The sequence below is a fragment of the Duganella sp. GW821-FHT07F09 genome (assembly GCF_059418705.1).
In genome coordinates this window covers 174,151-191,602 of record NZ_JBWKQJ010000001.1, presented here as the reverse complement: position 1 = coordinate 191,602, position 17,452 = coordinate 174,151, and the positions used below count along the sequence as shown (strand labels likewise).

Annotated in this window: 11 protein-coding genes; 8 read left to right on the top strand and 3 right to left on the bottom strand. The window is 66.4% G+C overall.

Features of this window, described 5'->3' with window-relative positions; translation table 11 throughout:
• Window positions 1-8: 8 nt before the first annotated feature.
• On the bottom strand, window positions 9-563 hold the full coding sequence (locus AC07P1_RS00870; protein ID WP_494694072.1) for a sugar O-acetyltransferase: 555 nt from the start codon (window positions 561-563) through the stop codon (window positions 9-11).
• Between the two features lie 160 nt (window positions 564-723).
• Between AC07P1_RS00870 and AC07P1_RS00865 the strand changes: the two genes are divergently transcribed.
• The 4 genes from AC07P1_RS00865 to AC07P1_RS00850 all read left to right on the top strand — a co-directional run bounded on the left by AC07P1_RS00865 (window position 724) and on the right by AC07P1_RS00850 (window position 5,848).
• Entirely contained in the window at window positions 724-1,506 is a 783-nt protein-coding gene (locus AC07P1_RS00865; RefSeq protein ID WP_494694071.1) for a DeoR/GlpR family DNA-binding transcription regulator, read from the top strand.
• Window positions 1,507-1,709: 203 nt separating this feature from the next.
• On the top strand, window positions 1,710-3,173 hold the full coding sequence (locus AC07P1_RS00860; RefSeq protein ID WP_494694070.1) for a sodium:solute symporter: 1,464 nt from the start codon (window positions 1,710-1,712) through the stop codon (window positions 3,171-3,173).
• A 32-nt stretch (window positions 3,174-3,205) separates the two neighbouring features.
• On the top strand, window positions 3,206-5,080 hold the full coding sequence (gene sppA, locus AC07P1_RS00855) for a signal peptide peptidase SppA (RefSeq protein WP_494694069.1): 1,875 nt from the start codon (window positions 3,206-3,208) through the stop codon (window positions 5,078-5,080).
• A 228-nt stretch (window positions 5,081-5,308) separates the two neighbouring features.
• Window positions 5,309-5,848, top strand: coding sequence for a GNAT family N-acetyltransferase (locus AC07P1_RS00850; protein WP_494694068.1), 540 nt, complete (start codon window positions 5,309-5,311; stop codon window positions 5,846-5,848).
• Here AC07P1_RS00850 and AC07P1_RS00845 read toward each other — a convergent pair.
• A complete protein-coding gene (locus AC07P1_RS00845) occupies window positions 5,814-7,094 on the bottom strand; it encodes an ATP-binding protein (RefSeq protein WP_494694067.1) in 1,281 nt (426 codons plus the stop codon). The two genes, AC07P1_RS00850 and AC07P1_RS00845, sit on opposite strands and share 35 nt — an antisense overlap.
• Window positions 7,094-7,828, bottom strand: coding sequence for a response regulator (locus AC07P1_RS00840; RefSeq protein WP_494694066.1), 735 nt, complete (start codon window positions 7,826-7,828; stop codon window positions 7,094-7,096). Before AC07P1_RS00840 ends, AC07P1_RS00845 begins: the two co-directional genes overlap by 1 nt.
• Window positions 7,829-8,115: 287 nt before the next feature.
• On the opposite strand from AC07P1_RS00840, the gene AC07P1_RS00835 reads away from it, so the two are divergent.
• Genes AC07P1_RS00835 through AC07P1_RS00820 form a run of 4 tightly spaced genes read left to right on the top strand, consistent with a single transcriptional unit; the run spans window position 8,116 to window position 17,370 of the window.
• Window positions 8,116-9,483, top strand: coding sequence for an MdtA/MuxA family multidrug efflux RND transporter periplasmic adaptor subunit (locus AC07P1_RS00835; protein ID WP_494694065.1), 1,368 nt, complete (start codon window positions 8,116-8,118; stop codon window positions 9,481-9,483).
• Window positions 9,480-12,605, top strand: coding sequence for an efflux RND transporter permease subunit (locus tag AC07P1_RS00830; RefSeq protein WP_494694064.1), 3,126 nt, complete (start codon window positions 9,480-9,482; stop codon window positions 12,603-12,605). The genes AC07P1_RS00835 and AC07P1_RS00830 overlap by 4 nt, the downstream gene beginning before the upstream one ends.
• Window positions 12,602-15,913, top strand: a complete 3,312-nt coding sequence (locus AC07P1_RS00825) for an efflux RND transporter permease subunit (protein ID WP_494694063.1) — start codon at window positions 12,602-12,604, stop codon at window positions 15,911-15,913. The genes AC07P1_RS00830 and AC07P1_RS00825 overlap by 4 nt, the downstream gene beginning before the upstream one ends.
• Window positions 15,910-17,370, top strand: coding sequence for an efflux transporter outer membrane subunit (locus AC07P1_RS00820; RefSeq protein WP_494694062.1), 1,461 nt, complete (start codon window positions 15,910-15,912; stop codon window positions 17,368-17,370). Before AC07P1_RS00825 ends, AC07P1_RS00820 begins: the two co-directional genes overlap by 4 nt.
• Window positions 17,371-17,452 lie beyond the last annotated feature (82 nt).

Below are 17,452 nucleotides of genomic sequence, written 5' to 3'. Positions count from 1 at the left end.
GTCCGCGCTTAAGCGGCGCGCGGCCGCGCCGGATTGCCCATCACCGTCACGCCCGGCGCCACGTCGCGCGTGACCACGCTGCCGGCGCCGATCAGCGCGTCGTCGCCGATGGTCACTCCGGGCATGATGAGCGCGCCGGCGCCTATCCACACATTGCGGCCGATGCGGATCGGACGCCCGTACTCCAGCCCTTGCGCCCGCAGTGCCGGATCGCGCGGGTGGTCGGCGGTGAGGATTTGCACGCCCGGACCGATCTGCGTCATGTCGCCGATCTCGACCTGCACCACGTCCAGGATCACGCAGTTAAAGTTTAAAAACACGCCATTGCCGACCTTGATGTTGTAGCCGTAGTCGAAATGGAAGGGCGGGCGGATGACCACGCCTTCGCCGACGCCGCCGAGGCGCTCGACCAGCAGTTGACGGTGCTGGTCTTGTGTCAAGCCGATGCTGCGGTTGTAGCGTTCCATCCAGTCGCGCGCGGCCGCTTGATCGGCCTGAATCTCGGCGTCGGCAGCGTTGTAGAACTGGCCTGCCAGCATTTTCTGTTTTTGCGTCTGTTCCAATTTGATATCCTTTATGCATAAACGTGCATGAACGTGCACTAACGTGGATAGCGACAATACGCCGGTCTCATCCTTAATGCAACGGGTTTGCGCGCGTCATGGCCTTGGACGGCGACGAATGTCGATTGTTTGTGCACGTTTATGCGTGTTATCATGGCGTATGAACGCTATCCTTCCCCTTGAACGCCGCGCCGCCATCGCCCAGCGGCTGGCCGACGGCCAAACGGTGTCCGCCGCCTTGCTGGCGGCCGAATTCGCCGTCTCCGAGGACGCCGTGCGGCGCGACCTGAGGGCCCTGGCGGCGGAAGGCTTATGCCAGCGCATCTACGGCGGCGCCATGCCTACCTCGGCGGCGGCGCAACCGATCGCCGTCAGAAAACAAACCGCGCAGCGTCAGAAAGCAGCATTGGCGCGCGCGGCCGCAACGACGGTCGAGTCCGGACAGCTGATTTTTCTCGATTGCGGCAGCACCAACCTGCTCATCCCCGAGTTTCTGAAAGAAGGGCTGGACTTGACGGTGGCCACCAATTCCATCGACATCGCCGCCGCCGTACTCAAGCGCACCGATCTGCGGCTGATCCTGGTCGGCGGCGTGGTCGCGCCGGCGCTGGGCGGCAGCGTCGACGCCGCCGCCATTGCCACGGTGTCGGGCATGAATATCGACCGGTTGTTCCTCGGCGCGTGTGCGGTCGCCGCGTCCACCGGCGTCAGCGCCTTCGATCCGGCCGACGCGCAGTTCAAGCGGGCGCTGGTCGCCGCCAGCGCCCGTATCATGGTGCTGGCCACCAACGAAAAGTTGGGCACCAGCGCGCCGTTCCGCGTGGCGCACATCAATGGCATCAGCGGCTTCATCCTGGAGCACGACGTGGCCGACGCCGCGCTCCAGCCGCTGCTGGAGGCGGGCGCCGTGGTGTCCAAGGCGGGGCCGTGGGAAGCGGTGTGAGTCAAACACGTAGCGCGGATCAGGCGGAGCGTGCGCCGCCGGCGGCGCAACCATGGCCGATTACGCTGCGCTAATCCGCCCTACGTGGTTCCGCGGGATACATGTCGCACCGGCGCATGTCGGCTTGCAGGGCTTGTCGCACGCGGAAGAGGACGGGGGTGTATATTGGCGGCGATTTCAATACTTGCCGTTGGATAACCCTTATGTCTGCCGTTACGCTGTTTTGCCTGGTTTTCGCCTATTTCGCCTTGCTGCTGGTGGTCGCCTGGCGCACCTCCCGCAATGCCACCAACGACAGCTTCTTCATCGGTAACAAAAGCAGCAACTGGATGCTGGTGGCGTTCGGCATGGTCGGCACCACCCTGAGCGGCGTCACCTTCGTCAGCGTGCCGGGCGCCGTCGGGCGCGACGGCTTCGGCTATTTGCAGGTGATCCTCGGCTACGTGCTCGGCTACATCGCCGTCGCCTATATCCTGCTGCCGCTGTACTACCGCCTCAAGCTGACCTCGATCTACCACTACCTCGATGTCCGGCTCGGCCAGCGCTCGTATCAGAGCGGCGCCGCGTTTTTCATCCTGTCGCGCACCTTGAGCGCGTCGGCGCGGCTCTACCTGGTCGTCAACATCCTGCAGATCACCATCCTCGACAACATGGGCGTGCCGTTCTGGCTGACCACCCTGGTGATCCTGGCCATGATCCTGCTCTACACCTACGAGGGCGGCGTCAAGACCATCGTTTGGACCGACACCCTGCAAACCACCGGCATGGTGCTGGGACTGGTGATCTGCGTCGGCTGGCTGCTGCACGACATGAACCTGAGCCTGCCCGAAAGCCTGGCCCGCATGCAGGCCCAGGGCCTGACGAACGTGGTCACCACCTCGGTCGACAGTCCCGCCTATTTCTGGAAGCAGGTGCTGGCGGGCTTCTTCATCGTGCTGGCGATGACGGGCATGGACCAGGAGATCATGCAGAAGAATATCTCCGTCAAGACCTTGCGCGACTCGCAAAAGAACATGCTGATGCTGACGGTGATCCTGTCCGCCGTGCTGGTGCTGTTCATGTTCCTCGGCGGCCTGCTGTACCTGTACGCGCCGACGGTGGGCCTGACTGCCAGCGGCGACAAGATCTTCCCGGCGGTGGTGATGGGCCACATGCCGGCGGCGCTGCAACTGATCTTCTTCATCGGCCTGGTTTCGGCGCTGTTCCCCAGCGCGGACGGGGCGATGACCGCGCTGACGTCGACCTTCTGCATCGACATCCTCGGCGTGCAGCGTCGCACCGATATGACCGAAGCGGCCAAGGTACGATTGCGTCATCGCGTCCACCTTGCCTTCTGCGCGCTGTTCCTGCTGCTGGTGCTGATGTTCAAATGGATAGACAATGCCAGCATGGTGGGGCTTGTGCTGAAGCTGACCGGCTATACCTATGGCCCGTTGCTCGGGCTATTCGCGTTCGGCATACTGACCCGGCGCGCCGTGCGCGACCGCTGGGTGCCGCTGGTGGCGCTGGCCGGCCCCGCGCTTTGTTATGTCGTTGACGTCAATCAAAAATTACTATTTGGTAACTATCGTTTGGGCTTGGAATTGCTTATCATGAACGGTTTGCTGGTATTTGGAGGCTTGCTCCTTATTTCGGTACCGGGACAGCGCAGGCCGCATACAGTATGATCTTGTAAATTACGCAATCACTTGGAGTATCAATGGCCCGATCACCGTTTTCCTACATTCGCAGCGGCTTCGCTTTCTTCTGGCGGGCGCTCGACGCCGGCCGCCGCACCATCCTGAACCTGCTGTTCCTGGCGTTGCTGATCGCGCTGGGCTATGCCATCTTCGGCGGCGGCTTCAAACCGCTGCAGCCGAAGACCACCTTGGTGCTGGACCTGAAGGGACAATTGGTCGAGCAGTCCAGCGTCAGCGCACGCGAGGCGCTGGTCACCACCGCGCGCGGCGGCGAAACGCTGAAGATGATACAGCTGCGCGACGTGCTGACGGTGCTCGACACGGCCGCCAAGGACCCGTCGATCGGCGCCGCCGTGCTGCTGACCGACGAAATGGAAGGCGGCGGCCAAGCCATGCTGCGCGAAGTGGCGGCGGGCCTGGACCGCTTCAAGGCGTCCGGCAAGAAGGTGGTGGCCTGGGGTTCCAGCTATGACCAGCGCCAGTACCTGCTGGCCGCCCACGCCAACGAGGTGTACATGCATCCGATGGGCATGGTGCTGATGGAGGGCTTCGGCCGCTATCGCAACTACTACCGCGACGCCCTCGACAAGGTCGGCGTGACGGTCAACCTGCTGCGCGTGGGCACCTACAAGAGCTTCGGCGAGCCGTATGTCGCCAACGGTCCGTCGCAGGCGGCCACCGAGGCGGAATCGTATCTAAACAACGCGCTGTGGACGTCCTACACCAACGACGTCGAGAAGGCGCGCAAGCTGCCGCAGGGGCAGATCATGAAGAACATCAACGACTTGCCGGCCCAGGTGGCCGCGCTCAATGGCGACATGGGCAAGCTGTCGCTGTCGGACAAGCTGGTCGACGGTCTGAAAACCCGCGATGAAATCCGCCAGATGATGATCAAGCGCGGCGCGCTGGACCTGGAAGGCAAAAGCTTCCGCCAGGTCGGCTTCGACGAATACCTGGCGCGCGCGCCGCACAAGCTGACCGGCGACGCCGTCGGCGTGATCGTGGCGCAGGGCGAGATCAGCGACGGCACCGCCGGTCCTGGCTCCATCGGCGGCGATTCGACCTCCAAACTGATACGCGCCGCCCGCGAGGACAATGGCATCAAGGCCATCGTGCTGCGCGTCGATTCGCCGGGCGGCAGCGCCTTCGCCTCGGAATTGATCCGCCGCGAGCTGGAACTGACGCGCGCCGCCGGCAAGCCGGTGGTGGTCTCGATGGGTAACGTGGCCGCTTCCGGCGGCTACTGGATGTCGATGGCGTCCGACGAGGTGATCGCCGACCCGAACACCATCACCGGTTCGATCGGCGTGTTCGCCATCCTGCCGACCGCCGACAAGGTGATCGACAAGCTGGGCATCCACACCGCCGGCCAGCCGACCACCTGGCTGGGCGACGCCGGCAATCCATTGCGTCCGCTCGATCCGCGCTTCGCGCAGGTCATCCAGGGCAGCATCAACCATATCTACGCCGAGTTCACGACCCGCGCGGCCAAGGCGCGCAAGACGACGCCGGAGAAAATCGACGCGGTGGCGCAGGGCCGTGTATGGACCGGCGCCCAGGCCAGGGAGCGCGGTCTGGTCGATACGCTGGGCAGCTACAACGACGCGTTGAAGTCGGCGGCCAAGCGCGCCAGCCTGGGCGGGGACTTCCGCGTGGTGTACATCGAGCGTGAAACCAGCAAGTTCGATCGCGTGATCGATATGCTGGGCGGTTCGGCCGCGCGGGCGGTGGCCAAGGCCATCAGCCAGCAGGTGAATCTGGGCGTGACGGCCAGCACCGGCTTGCCGCCAAGCGCGGCGAACGGCATCGCCAAGGATCTGGGTTGGTTGTCGGAGCTGACGGCGTCGCGCAAGCCGTTCACCGCGATCACGCATTGCCTGTGCGAGTCGCCGTAATGTATTGACGCTGTCGGCGGCTCCTGGCGGATTACGCTGCGCTAATCCGCCCTACGTGTTTCCTCGTGATGCGACAGCCGCTGATCCGCCTCGGAGACACGTAGGGCGGATTAGGCGGAACGCCGTAATCCGCCATGTGTGAGCCGCCGACAGCCTCCGCATGGGCGTTTACGCTGCGCCAATCCGTCGTCCGTGTTTCAACACACATCCTCGAAAGGCGATTTGCCAATGGGCTTTGATATCAGTATCCGCGCCGGCGCCGCCGGCGACGAGCAGGCGTTGTCGGCGGTCGGCAAGGCCAGCTTTCTCGAGGCGTTCGCAGGGGTTCTGGACGGCGCCGACATCATCGCCCATTGCGAAAGCCAGCACGCCGCCGCCGTCTATCGCGACTGGCTGGCCGATGATGCGATGCGCCTATGGCTGGCGAAAGTCAGTCCCGGCGGGGCGCCGGTCGGTTATCTGGTTCTGGCGCCGGCCAAGCTGCCGATTGCCGAACCGCGCGCCGACGATCTGGAAATCAAACGCATCTATCTTCTGCACCGCTTCCACGGGTTGGGAGTCGGCAAGAGCCTGATGGCCGCAGCGCTTGACGATGCGCGCGCTCGCGGCGCCGGACGCGTTCTGCTGGGCGTGTACGCGGGTAATCACGATGCGCTGGCGTTCTATCGGCGCTGCGGCTTCCTACAGATCGGCCAACGTACTTTCCGCGTCGGCGACACCGATTACGACGATATTATTTTGGCGTTGGAGTTGCCAGCGGCAGCGTAATCTCGAAGCCGCTGCGCCCATCGGCCATCAACACGCACCGCGCCTCGCCGCCATGGCGACGCGCGATCTGCCTTACCAGCGCCAATCCCAACCCCGCGCCACTGTTGTCCCGCGTATTGCGGCGGCGGTAAAACGGCTCAAACACGCGCTCGAATTCCGCTTCCGGGACGCCCGGCCCGTCATCCCACACCGTCAATCTGGCCGTGCCGCCGTCATTGGCGATGCTCACGTTCGCCGGCGGCTTGCCGTGCCGGTGCGCGTTCTCCAGCAGATTGCGCAATAAGCGCCGCAGCAGGCGCGGATCGCCCTGCATGACGGCCGATTCGCCATCGAGCACCGCTTCGTCGTAGCGCGCGCATTCCTCCGCCGCCAGTGCCAGCAGGTCGATTTCCTCCAGGGTGGTGTCGTCGACCACGGCCCCCAGCCGGCTCGCCAGCAGGATCTCGTCCAGCAGCTCATTGAGTTCGGCGATATCCTGTTCCAGGCCGGCGCGGCGCTTGGCGTCGACGCCATCCTTGATCAACTCCAGCGCCAGGCGGATGCGCGCCAGCGGCGTGCGCAATTCGTGCGAGGCGTTGGCCAGCAGCGTCTTGTGCGCGCCGACCAGTTGCTCGATCTGGTCGGCGGCGCGGTTGAAGCTGAGCGCCAGCCGCGCCACCTCGTCCTTGCCTTCGACCTGCACGCGCGCCTTCAGGTCGCCCGCGCCCAGCAAGTCGACGCCGTGCTGCAGGCGTTCGAGCCGTTTGGTCAAGCCGCGCACCAGCGGAAAGGCGGCGATGCCCAATCCCACCGCCAGCAGCATCAGTGCGTTGTTCAACATCGCCTTGGGCCGGGCGAAGCCCAGCGGCTCGCTCGACAGCAGCTTGCGGCCGTCGGGCAGGCGCACGAACGATTCCGGCGGCGGGCCGGTGATGCCGCGCTGGCGCCAGTGGCGCGACGGGATCTGGTCGCCGACCACCGCCAGCGTTTTCCAGTCGCGGGTATAGAGCGTCATGTGCGCGTTCAGGCCCCGGGCCACGTTCTCCAGCGCCGCCTGTTGCTCCTCGCGCGGCGCGTCCGGCGGCGCCAGCACGTTCTGCATCACGCGCGACAGCGTCACGTTGGAGCGTTCCAGCGGACCGCCGCTGCGGCTCCACACCTGCATCACGGCCAGCGAAAACAGCAGCAGGATGACCAGTATCGCGGCGTAAAAGCGGAAATACAGGCGCGGCAGGCCAATACCTGTGCCGAAATTCGGGCGCTTCATCAATCCTGCACCTTGGCGAACAGGTAGCCGGCGCCGCGCACGGTGATGATGCGGCGCGGCTTTTTGGGGTCGTCCTCGACGGCGGCGCGGATGCGCGACATGTGGACGTCGATGGAGCGGTCGAACGCTTCGATCGGCTCTCCCTTGAGCAGTTCCATCAGGCTGTCGCGCGAGAGCACGCGCCCGGCGTGGCGCGCCAGTACCAGCAGCAGGTCGAACTGGTAGGCGGTCAGTTCGCAGGGCACGCCGTCGATCCTGGCGGAATGCGAATCCGGATCGATCTCCAGCCGGCCGAAGCGCAGGAATTCGCCGCGCACCAGCGCTCCCGCGCCCCGCCGGGCGCTGTCGAGATGACCCAGGTCGACGCGGCGGCGCAGGATGGCGCGCAGGCGCGCCAGCAGCTCGCGTGGTTCGAAAGGCTTGGGCAGGTAGTCGTCGGCCCCCATTTCCAGGCCGACGATGCGGTCGATGGCGTCGCCGCGCGCGGTCAGCATCAGCACCGGCACGTCCGAGACGGCGCGCGCCTGGCGGCAGACTTCCAGGCCGTCCATGTCGGGCAGCATCAGGTCGAGCACCACGGCGTCGACCCCTCCGGCGGCGATGTGGCCGACGGCCGTGCGGCCATTGGGCGCGTGCGTGACGCGAAAGCCGGATTGGGTCAGGTACTCGGTGAGCATCTCGGCCAGGCGGGGATCGTCCTCCACCAGCAATATGCGGTCGTTTGTCGTATTCATGCGGTTCATTCTACGGACAGGCGCGCGGCTTCACAAGGTCGTGCGGCCGCCGCCCGGCTCCGGGGCTTAAAGGGGGCAGTCTGACGTTGGCGCATGTCGCCGGAATGTCAAATCCGTAAAGAAATGTAAAGCCGGATTGATGCCCCGTGGGGAAACGCGGTGTTTTGTAGCGAGTTTGTAACCCGGGGTTTCAGGCGACTGACAGGGCAGGGTGCATATGCTAGAGTCCTCGCATCAAACGCCATGGTGTTTTTGCCATGGACACGCAAGCCTATAAAAGGATAACAATGGATTCGCAAGCCAAGCCGACACCGAACATCAACCCACCGAAGCGCAGCCGCCGCAGTAAAGTCGTCGGCGGCGTGATCGCTGTCGCCGCGATGGCGGCGCTGGGTGGGCTGGCGTGGTATCTGACGCACCAGCCGGCGACGCCGGTGGCCGGCGCGCCGGGCGCGGGCGGCCCCGGAGGCCCGGGCGGTCCCGGAGGCCCGGGCGGTCCCGGAACTGGTGGCGGGCGGCGCGGCGCGCCGGCCACCACCGTTGGCGTGGCGACGGCGGAGAAGGCCGACATCCCGGTGACCCTGGAGGCGCTGGGCACCGTGACCGCCGCCGCCACCACCACCGTGCGTCCGCAGGTGTCCGGCATTTTGCAGAAGGTGTTGTTCAAGGAAGGCCAGATGGTCAAGGCCGGCCAGGTGCTGGCGCAAATCGATCCGCGCCAGTTTGAAATGGCGTTGCTGCAGGCCAGCGGCCAGCGCCAGCGCGACGACGCGCAACTGGAAAACGCCAAACTGACGCTGCAGCGCTACCAAACGCTGCTCAAGCAGGATTCGATCGCCCGCCAGGACGTCGATACCCAGGCGGCGCTGGTCAAGCAGCTCGAAGGCACGGTCATGACCGACCGCGCCGCCGAGGGCACGGCCAAGCTCAATCTGGGCTACACCAAGGTGATCGCGCCGATCACGGGCCGGGTCGGCCTGCGCGTGGTCGATATCGGTAACCTGGTCGGCTCCAGCGACGCCACCGGCATCGCCGTGATCACCCAGCTGTCGCCGATCGACGTGGAGTTCTCGATCCCGCAGGACAGTGTGCCGGGCGTGATGCAGCGCGTGAACGACGGCGTGGCCTTGCCCGCGCTGGCGCTGGACCGCACCCGCACCAATATCCTCGACAGCGGCAAGTTCGCTGCGATGGACAACCAGGTCGATACGCAGACGGGCACCGTCAAGGCCAAGGCGCGCTTCGACAACGCCAAGTTCACGCTGTTCCCGAGCCAGTTCGTCAACGTCCGCCTGGAACTGCGCACCATCAAGGACGCGGTCATGGTGCCGGTGAACGCGGTGCGCCATGGCACCAAGGGCGATTTCGTCTGGGTGCTCAAGGATGACAAGACCGTCACGATGCGCAGCATCACGCGCGGCGAGGCCACCGTCGAGAAGGTGCAGATCGCGACCGGCCTGCAGGCCGGCGAGCAGGTCATCACCGAAGGCGCGGACCGCCTCAAGGAAGGCGCCAAGGTGACCTTGCCGGGCGCCGGCCCCGGTGCGGGTGGACGCCGGTCGCACGGCGCCGCCGGCGCACCCGCCGCCGACGGTACTCCGGCCCCGGCCCACGAGCGTCGCCACCGCAAAGAACAGGGCGCGGCACAACAATGAGTCCATCCGCTCCATTTATCCAGCGGCCGGTAGCGACATCGCTGCTGATGCTGGCGATCGTGCTGGCCGGCCTGGTCGGCTTCAAGTTCCTGCCGCTGTCGGCGCTGCCGCAGGTCGATTTCCCGACCATCCAGGTGCAAACACTGTACCCCGGCGGCAGTCCCGAGGTGATGGGACAGACCGTGACCGCGCCGCTGGAACGCCAGTTCGGCCAGATGGCCGGCCTGCAGCGCATGAGTTCCACCAGCGCCGCCGGCGTCTCCATCATCACGCTGCAATTCGGGCTGTCGCAGACCCTGGAGGTAGCCGAGCAGGAGGTACAGGCCGCGATCAACGCCGGCTCCTCGCTGCTGCCGACCGACTTGCCTGCGCCGCCGATCTACGCCAAGGTCAATCCGGCCGACGCGCCGGTGCTGACCCTGGCGATCACCTCCGACACGATGCCGCTGACCGAGGTGCAAAACATCGTCAACACCCGCCTGGCGCTGAAGATCAGCCAGGTCTCCGGCGTCGGCCTGGTCACGCTGAGCGGCGGCCAGCGCCCGGCGGTGCGGATACAAGCCGACACCAACGCGCTGGCGTCCTACGGCCTTGGCCTGGACACGCTGCGCACGGCGATCACCGCCGCCAACGCCAACGGCGCCAAGGGCAGCTTCGACGGCCCGACGCGCGCCTACACCATCAACGCCAACGACCAGCTGGTGGCCGCCAAGGATTACCAGAACCTGATCCTGGCCTACAAGAACGGCGCTCCGGTGCGCCTGTCCGACGTCGCCCAGGTGGTCGACAGCGCGGAGAACGTGGAACTGGGCGCGTGGTCCGGCAACAAGCAGGCCATCATCCTCAATGTGCAACGCCAGCCGGGCGCCAACGTGATCGCCACGGTCGACGCCATCAAGGCCCGCCTGCCGGAGCTGGAGGCGGGCCTGCCGGGCGCCATGAAACTGGAGGTGCTGAGCGACCGCACCACCGGCATCCGCGCCTCGGTCCAACACGTCGGCATGGAGCTGGTGCTGGCGGTGCTGCTGGTGGTGCTGGTGATCTTCGCCTTCCTGCACAGCATACGGGCCACCGTGATCGCCAGCCTGTCGGTGCCGATCTCGCTGATCGGCACCTGCGGCATCATGTATCTGCTCGGCTTCAGCCTGAACAACCTGTCGCTGATGGCGCTGACCATCGCCACCGGCTTCGTGGTCGACGACGCCATCGTCATGATCGAAAACATCGCCCGCTACATCGAGGAGGGCGAGACGCCGATGGCCGCCTCGCTCAAGGGCGCCAAGCAGATCGGCTTCACCATCATCTCGCTGACGGTGTCGCTGATCGCGGTGCTGATACCGCTGCTGTTCATGGGCGACGTGGTGGGGCGCCTGTTCCGCGAGTTCGCGATGGCGCTGGCGATCACCATCCTGATCTCCGCCGTGGTGTCGCTGACGCTGGTGCCGATGATGTCGGCCCGCTGGCTCAAAAGCCACGCCGAGGAGAAGCCGAGCCGCTTCGCCGTGCGCTTCCAGCAGTTCTTCGACTGGGTGGTCGGCCACTACGACCGCGCGCTGACCTGGGTGCTCAAACACAGCGGCCTGACCCTGCTGGTGGCGCTGGCCACCTTGCTGCTGACGGTGCTGCTGTACGTGGTGATTCCGAAGGGATTGTTCCCGACCCAGGACACCGGCCAGCTGCAGGCGCGCCTGGAGACCGGCAAGGCCGTCTCCTACGCCAAAATGGCGGACTTGCAGCAGCAGGCCGCGCGCCTGGTGCTGGAGGACCCGGATGTGGCCACGCTCAGTTCCGTGGTCGGCGTGGACGCCGCCAACAACACCATGCTCCATACGGGCAGCATGCTGATCAACCTGAAGCGCGAGCGCACCGGCAGCCAGCAGGAAACCATGGACCGCCTGCGCAACCGCGTGGCGACGATACCCGGCCTGATCCTGTATCTGCAGCCGACCCAGGATTTGACCATCGACGCCGAAACCGGGCCGACCCAGTTCCGCGTGTCGATCGAAGGCGCGGACAACGCCTCCGTCAACGAATGGGCCACCAAGCTCGCGGAACAGATGCGCACCAAGAAGGAGCTGCGCAACGTCGTCTCCGACGTCGGCGCCAGCGCCAACGCCGCCTACATCACGGTCGACCGCGACACCGCCTCGCGCCTGTCGGTCACCGCCGCCTCGATCGACGACGCGTTGTACAGCGCCTTCGGCCAGCGCATCGTCTCGACCATCTTCACCGAGACCAACCAGTACCGCGTGATCCTGGAGGCGAAAAGCGACGACATCACGACGCCGCAGGACCTGGGCAACCTGCAACTGCGCACCGGCTCCGGCAAGGCCACGCCGCTGTCGGCGATCGCCAGCATCAGCGAGCGTCCGTCGCCGCTGCAGGTGACGCACGTGGCGCAGTATCCGGCCACCACCCTGGGTTTCGACACCGCCCCGGGCGTCTCCCTCGGCACGGCGGTCGACAGCATCAAGCAGGCCGCCGCCGAGATCAAGTTCCCGCCGTCGGTGACCTTGACCTTCCTCGGCGCGTCCGGCGCCTACCAAGCTTCGCTGTCCAACCAACTGTGGCTGATCCTGGCGGCGGTGGTCTGTGTCTACATCGTGCTGGGCGTGCTGTATGAAAGCTATGTGCATCCGTTGACGATCCTGTCGACATTGCCGTCGGCCGGCGTCGGCGCCTTGCTGGCGCTGTGGATCAGCGGCCAGGATCTGGGCGTGATCGGCATCATCGGCATCATCCTGTTGATCGGCATCGTCAAGAAGAACGCGATCATGATGATCGACTTCGCCATCGACGCCGAGCGCGAAGGCGGCATGCCGCCGCGCGAGGCGATCCACCAGGCCGCGCTGCTGCGCTTCCGTCCCATCCTGATGACGACCCTGGCGGCGCTGTTCGCCGCCGTGCCGCTGATGCTGGGCTGGGGCGAGGGCGCCGAACTGCGCCGCCCACTGGGCCTGGCCATCTTCGGCGGCCTGATTGTCAGCCAGCTTTTGACCTTGTTCACCACGCCGGTCATCTACCTGGGCTTCGATAGCCTGGCGCGCCGCTTCGGCGGCGGCAAACCAGACGCGCCGGCGCCGGCGGGCAAGCCGGTTCCGGCCGAAGGTGGTGCGTCTTGAACCTGTCTTCGCCATTCGTCAAGCGGCCGATCGCCACCGTCCTGCTGACGGTCGGCATCGCGCTGGCCGGCATCGGCGCGTTCTTCGTGCTGCCGGTGGCGCCGCTGCCGCAGGTCGATTTCCCCATCATCACGGTCAACGCCAACCTGCCGGGCGCCAGTCCGTCGACGATGGCCAGCAGCGTGTCGACGCCGCTCGAGCGCCATCTGGGCGTGATCGCCGGCGTCAACGAGATGACCTCCAGTTCGACCACCAGCTCCGCCAACATCACCCTGCAGTTCGACTTGAACCGCAACGTCGACTCGGTGGCGCGCGAGGTGCAGGCGGCGATCAACGCCAGCCGCGTCGACCTGCCTGCCACCTTGCGCAGCAATCCGACCTACCGCAAGGCCAACACCTCCGGCTCGCCGATCATGATCCTGGCGCTGACGTCCAGATCGCGCACGCCTGGCCAGATTTACGACGCCGTCTCCAACACCGTGCTGCAACGCCTGTCGCAGGTGACCGGCGTGGGCGACGTGGAGCTGGGCGGCGGTTCGCTGCCGGCGGTGCGCGTCGAACTCAATCCGTATGCGCTGAACCGCTACGGCCTGTCGATGGAGGACGTGCGCGCGGCGATACAGGCCACCAACGCCAACCGCCCGCGCGGCGCGGTGCAGGGCCATGGCCGCCGCTTGCAGATCTATACCGAGTCGGCCAACGCCAGCGGAGGGCGCAACGCCAGGGACTACCAGGACCTGGTGGTCGGCTGGCGCGACTCGACCGCGATCCGCCTCAAGGACGTGGCGCAGGTGGTCGACGGCGTCGAGGACGTGAACAACCTGGGCCTGTTCAACGGCCAACCGGCGATCGTGGTCCTGATCCGGCCGCAGGCCGGCGCCAACGTGATCGAAACGGTCGACAGCGTGCGCGCGCAATTGCCCGCGCTGCAGGCGCAGATGCCGCCCGACGTCAACGTGGCCATCGCCAGCGACAGCACCAATTCGATCCGCTCGTCGCTGCACGAGATCGAGGTCACCCTGATCATCTCGATCCTGCTGGTGGTGTTGGTGGTGAGCGTCTTCCTGCGCAACCTGCGCGCGACCATCGTGCCGGCGGTGGCGACGGTGGTATCGCTGCTGGGCACCTTCGGCGTGATGTATCTGCTCGGTTTCAGCCTGAACAACCTGTCGCTGATGGCGCTGACGGTGGCCACCGGCTTTGTCGTCGACGACGCCATCGTGGTGCTGGAAAACACCCAGCGCCACATCGAGGCCGGCATGGACCGCCTGTCGGCGGCGCTGCTGGGCGCGCGCGAGGTGGGCTTCACGGTGCTGTCGATCAGCCTTTCGCTGATAGCGGTGTTCATTCCGCTGCTGTTCATGGGCGGCCAGTTCGGCGCGCTGTTCAAGGAGTTCGCCATCACCTTGTCGGCGGCGGTGATGATTTCGCTGGTGATCTCGCTGACCACCACGCCGATGATGTGCGCCTGGCTGCTCAAGCCGGACCAGCATGGCAAGCCTCCCGGCCGCGTGGCGCGCTTCTTCGAGGCCGGTTTCGACAAGGTCCTCAAGGGCTACGAGCACAGCCTGGACTGGGCGCTGTCGAGCGTCTGGCTGGTGATGCTCAGCCTCGTGTTCGTGATCGGCTTGAACGTCTATCTGTTCGCGGCCATTCCCAAGGGCGGCTTTCCGCAGCAGGACACGGGCCAAATCAGCGGCGGCATCCGCGCCGACCAGAGCATCTCGTTCCAGGCCATGCAGGGCAAGTTGCGCCAGCTGGTCAACATCATCAAGGACGATCCCGACGTCGCCACCGTGGTGGGTTTCACCGGCGGGCGGCGCGCCGGCGGCGGCTTCATGTTCATCAACCTGAAGCCCGCCAGCGAGCGCTCGGTGGCGGGCAACGCCGTCATCGCGCGGTTGCGCCCCAAACTGGCAAAGGTGACGGGCGTGAGCCTGTTCCTCAGCCCCGTGCAGGATTTGCGCTCGGGCGGGCGCTCGGCCAACGCCAACAACCAGTACACGCTCAAAAGCGACAACGAGGCCGATTTGAAGAAATGGGCCTCCCGCCTGGCCGAAGCTATGAAGGCGAAGACGTCGATGGTCGATGTCGATAGCGACCAGGCGGAAAACGGCGTCGAAACCTTCGTCACCATCGACAAGGACAGCGCCTCGCGCCTGGGCGTGTCGGCCAAGGATATCGACAACGCCTTGTATGACAGCTTCGGCCAGCGCCAGGTGGCGACCATCTACGGTGAGGTGAACCAGTATCACGTGATCATGGAAATAGCGCGCGAGTACAGCAGAAGCCCCGAGGCGTTGAAGGACGTGTACGTCCCGTCGAAGGGATTGCCGGCGCCCACGGCCAGCAACCCGAGCGGCGCGCCGACCGCCGCCACGACCACCAGCACGGCCGGCACCAGCACGGCCGGCACCACCGGCACCAGCACGACCAGCACCGCCAGCACGGCCACCGCCGCCAACGTCGCCGCGCCCGCGGTCAGGGACGCGTCGTCCGGCTCCGCCCTGAGCACCTCGGCCACCACCATGGTGCCCTTGTCGGCGATGGCCAGGTTCGCGGAAAGCTCGACGGCGACGTCGATCAACCATCAGGACGGGGAGCTGGCGACCACCATCGCCTTCAACCTGGCCGACGGCTCCAGCCTGTCCGACGCTTCCGCCGACATCGCGGCGGCCGAGGCGGAGATCGGCCTGCCGAACAATGTGCGCGGCAGCTTCGCGGGCGCCGCCAAGACGGCGCAGGACAGCAACAAGTCGCTGCCGCTGCTGATCCTGGCCGCCATCGTGGTGATCTACATCGTGCTGGGCATCCTGTATGAAAGCCTGGTCCATCCGGTGACGGTGCTCACCACCTTGCCTTCGGCGGGCGTGGGCGCGGTGCTGGCGCTGCTGATCTTCAAGATGGAGTTTTCGACGATCGCCCTGATCGGCATCTTCCTGCTGATCGGCATCGTCAAGAAGAACGCGATCCTGATCATCGACTTCGCGCTGGAGGCGGAGCGCTCGCGCGGCCTGTCGCCGCGCGAAGCGGTGCGCGAGGCGTGCATGCTGCGCTTCCGTCCCATCCTGATGACGACGCTGGCCGCCGCCCTCGGCGCGCTGCCGCTGGCGATCGGTTTCGGCGAGGGCTCGGAGCTGCGCCGGCCGCTGGGCGTGGCCATCATCGGTGGCCTGATCGCCAGCCAGCTGCTGACCCTCTTGACCACGCCGGTGGTCTACATCCTGATGGACAAGCTGCGCCGCCGTGGCCCATCCGAAGAACATTTAAGCAAAATTCACAGCGATCCGTCGCCGAGCACACCATGAGCACACACGCACCAACCATCCCTCGTCAAACGCCGCGCCACCGGACGATAGCGCTTGCCGTGCTGGCGGCGCTGGCAACCGCCGGCTGCGCCGTCGGCCCGGCCTACAAGCTGCCGGAGACGCCGTCGCCGGCGGCCTTCAAGGAAACCGCCACCGACGCCGAGAAGGCCGCCGCCGGATGGACCGTGGCCGCGCCGGCCGACATGCTCGAACGCGGGCCGTGGTGGCAGCTGTTCGGCGACCCGCTGTTGAACCAGCTGGCCGACAGCATCGAGGTCTCGAACCAGAACGTGGCCCTGGCCGCCGCCAACTACGCGCAGGCCAGGGCGCTGGTGGGCGAGCAGCGCGCCGCGCTGTTCCCGGCGGTCGATTTGAACGGCAGCGCCAACCGCTCCGGTGGCGGCGGCAACACGCAGAACGTCAACCAGTACCGCGCCAACATCGGCGCCAGCTGGGAACCGGATATCTGGGGCAGGCTGCGCGCCGGCACCAACAGCGCCCAGGCCAGCCTGCAGGCCAGCGCCGCCGACCTGGCGGCCGCCCGCCTGTCCGCGCAGGGCGAGCTGGCCACCAACTACTTCCTGCTGCGCCAGGCCGACGCCGAAAAGGCGCTGCTCGACGCCACCACCGAGGGCTACGAGCGCGTGCTGCAGATCACGCAGAACCGCTTCGACGCCGGCGTCACCACCAAGTCGGACCTGCTGCAGGCGCAAACCCAGTTGGCCAACGCCCGCATCGACCAGGTCACCTTGGTGCAGCAGCGCGCCACGCTCGAACACGCGATCGCGGTCCTGCTGGGCAAGGCCGCCAGCGACTTCACGCTGGCGCCGGCGCCGTGGAACGTGACGGTGCCGGACGTACCCACCGGCGTGCCTTCGACCTTGCTGCAGCGCCGTCCGGACATCGCCTCGGCCGAGCGCTCGGTGGCCGCCGCCAACGAGCAAATCGGCATCGCCCGCGCCGCCTATTTCCCGAGCCTGAACCTGACCGGTTCCTACGGCTTCGGCGCGAACGCGGCATCCGGCCTGTTCAACGCCTCCAACAGCCTCTGGTCGTTGGGGCTGTCGGCGGCGCAGACGCTGTTCGACGCCGGCGCCACCAAGGCCCGCGTGGCCGGCGCCGAGGCCTCGCGTGACGCCGCCATCGCCCGCTACCGCCAGACGGTGCTGACCGCGTTCGCCGACGTCGAAAACCAGCTCTCGGCCACCAGGGCGCTGGCGCAGCAGCAGGATCTGCGCCGGATCGCCTCCGAGGCGGCCGACCAGGTCGAGGCGCAGATGTTGAACCGCTACCGCGCCGGCCAGGTGGGCTACACCGACGTGGTCACCGCCCAGACCACGGCGCTGACCGCGCGCCGCGCGCTGGTGCAATCGCAGGCCGACCGCCAGACCACGGCGATCGCCTTGATCCAGTCGCTGGGCGGCGGCTGGCATGCCGCAAGCGACCAGGGCAGGTAAGCGTGCGCGCACGCCCGGTCGCGCGCTTGGTTTTTGGGCGCGACCTTTGTATAATCATCTGGCAAGATGTAGACAAAAACCA

What these genes read in the sequence shown, in the direction of transcription:
- AC07P1_RS00860 (WP_494694070.1), top strand. Translation starts at nt 1,710, where the DNA reads ATGTCTGCCGTTACGCTGTTTTGCCTGGTTTTCGCCTATTTCGCCTTG.
- AC07P1_RS00835 (WP_494694065.1), top strand. Translation starts at nt 8,116, where the DNA reads ATGGATTCGCAAGCCAAGCCGACACCGAACATCAACCCACCGAAGCGC.
- sppA (WP_494694069.1), top strand. Translation starts at nt 3,206, where the DNA reads ATGGCCCGATCACCGTTTTCCTACATTCGCAGCGGCTTCGCTTTCTTC.
- AC07P1_RS00850 (WP_494694068.1), top strand. Translation starts at nt 5,309, where the DNA reads ATGGGCTTTGATATCAGTATCCGCGCCGGCGCCGCCGGCGACGAGCAG.
- AC07P1_RS00820 (WP_494694062.1), top strand. Translation starts at nt 15,910, where the DNA reads ATGAGCACACACGCACCAACCATCCCTCGTCAAACGCCGCGCCACCGG.
- AC07P1_RS00840 (WP_494694066.1), bottom strand. Translation starts at nt 7,828, where the DNA reads ATGAATACGACAAACGACCGCATATTGCTGGTGGAGGACGATCCCCGC.
- AC07P1_RS00865 (WP_494694071.1), top strand. Translation starts at nt 724, where the DNA reads ATGAACGCTATCCTTCCCCTTGAACGCCGCGCCGCCATCGCCCAGCGG.
- AC07P1_RS00830 (WP_494694064.1), top strand. Translation starts at nt 9,480, where the DNA reads ATGAGTCCATCCGCTCCATTTATCCAGCGGCCGGTAGCGACATCGCTG.
- AC07P1_RS00845 (WP_494694067.1), bottom strand. Translation starts at nt 7,094, where the DNA reads ATGAAGCGCCCGAATTTCGGCACAGGTATTGGCCTGCCGCGCCTGTAT.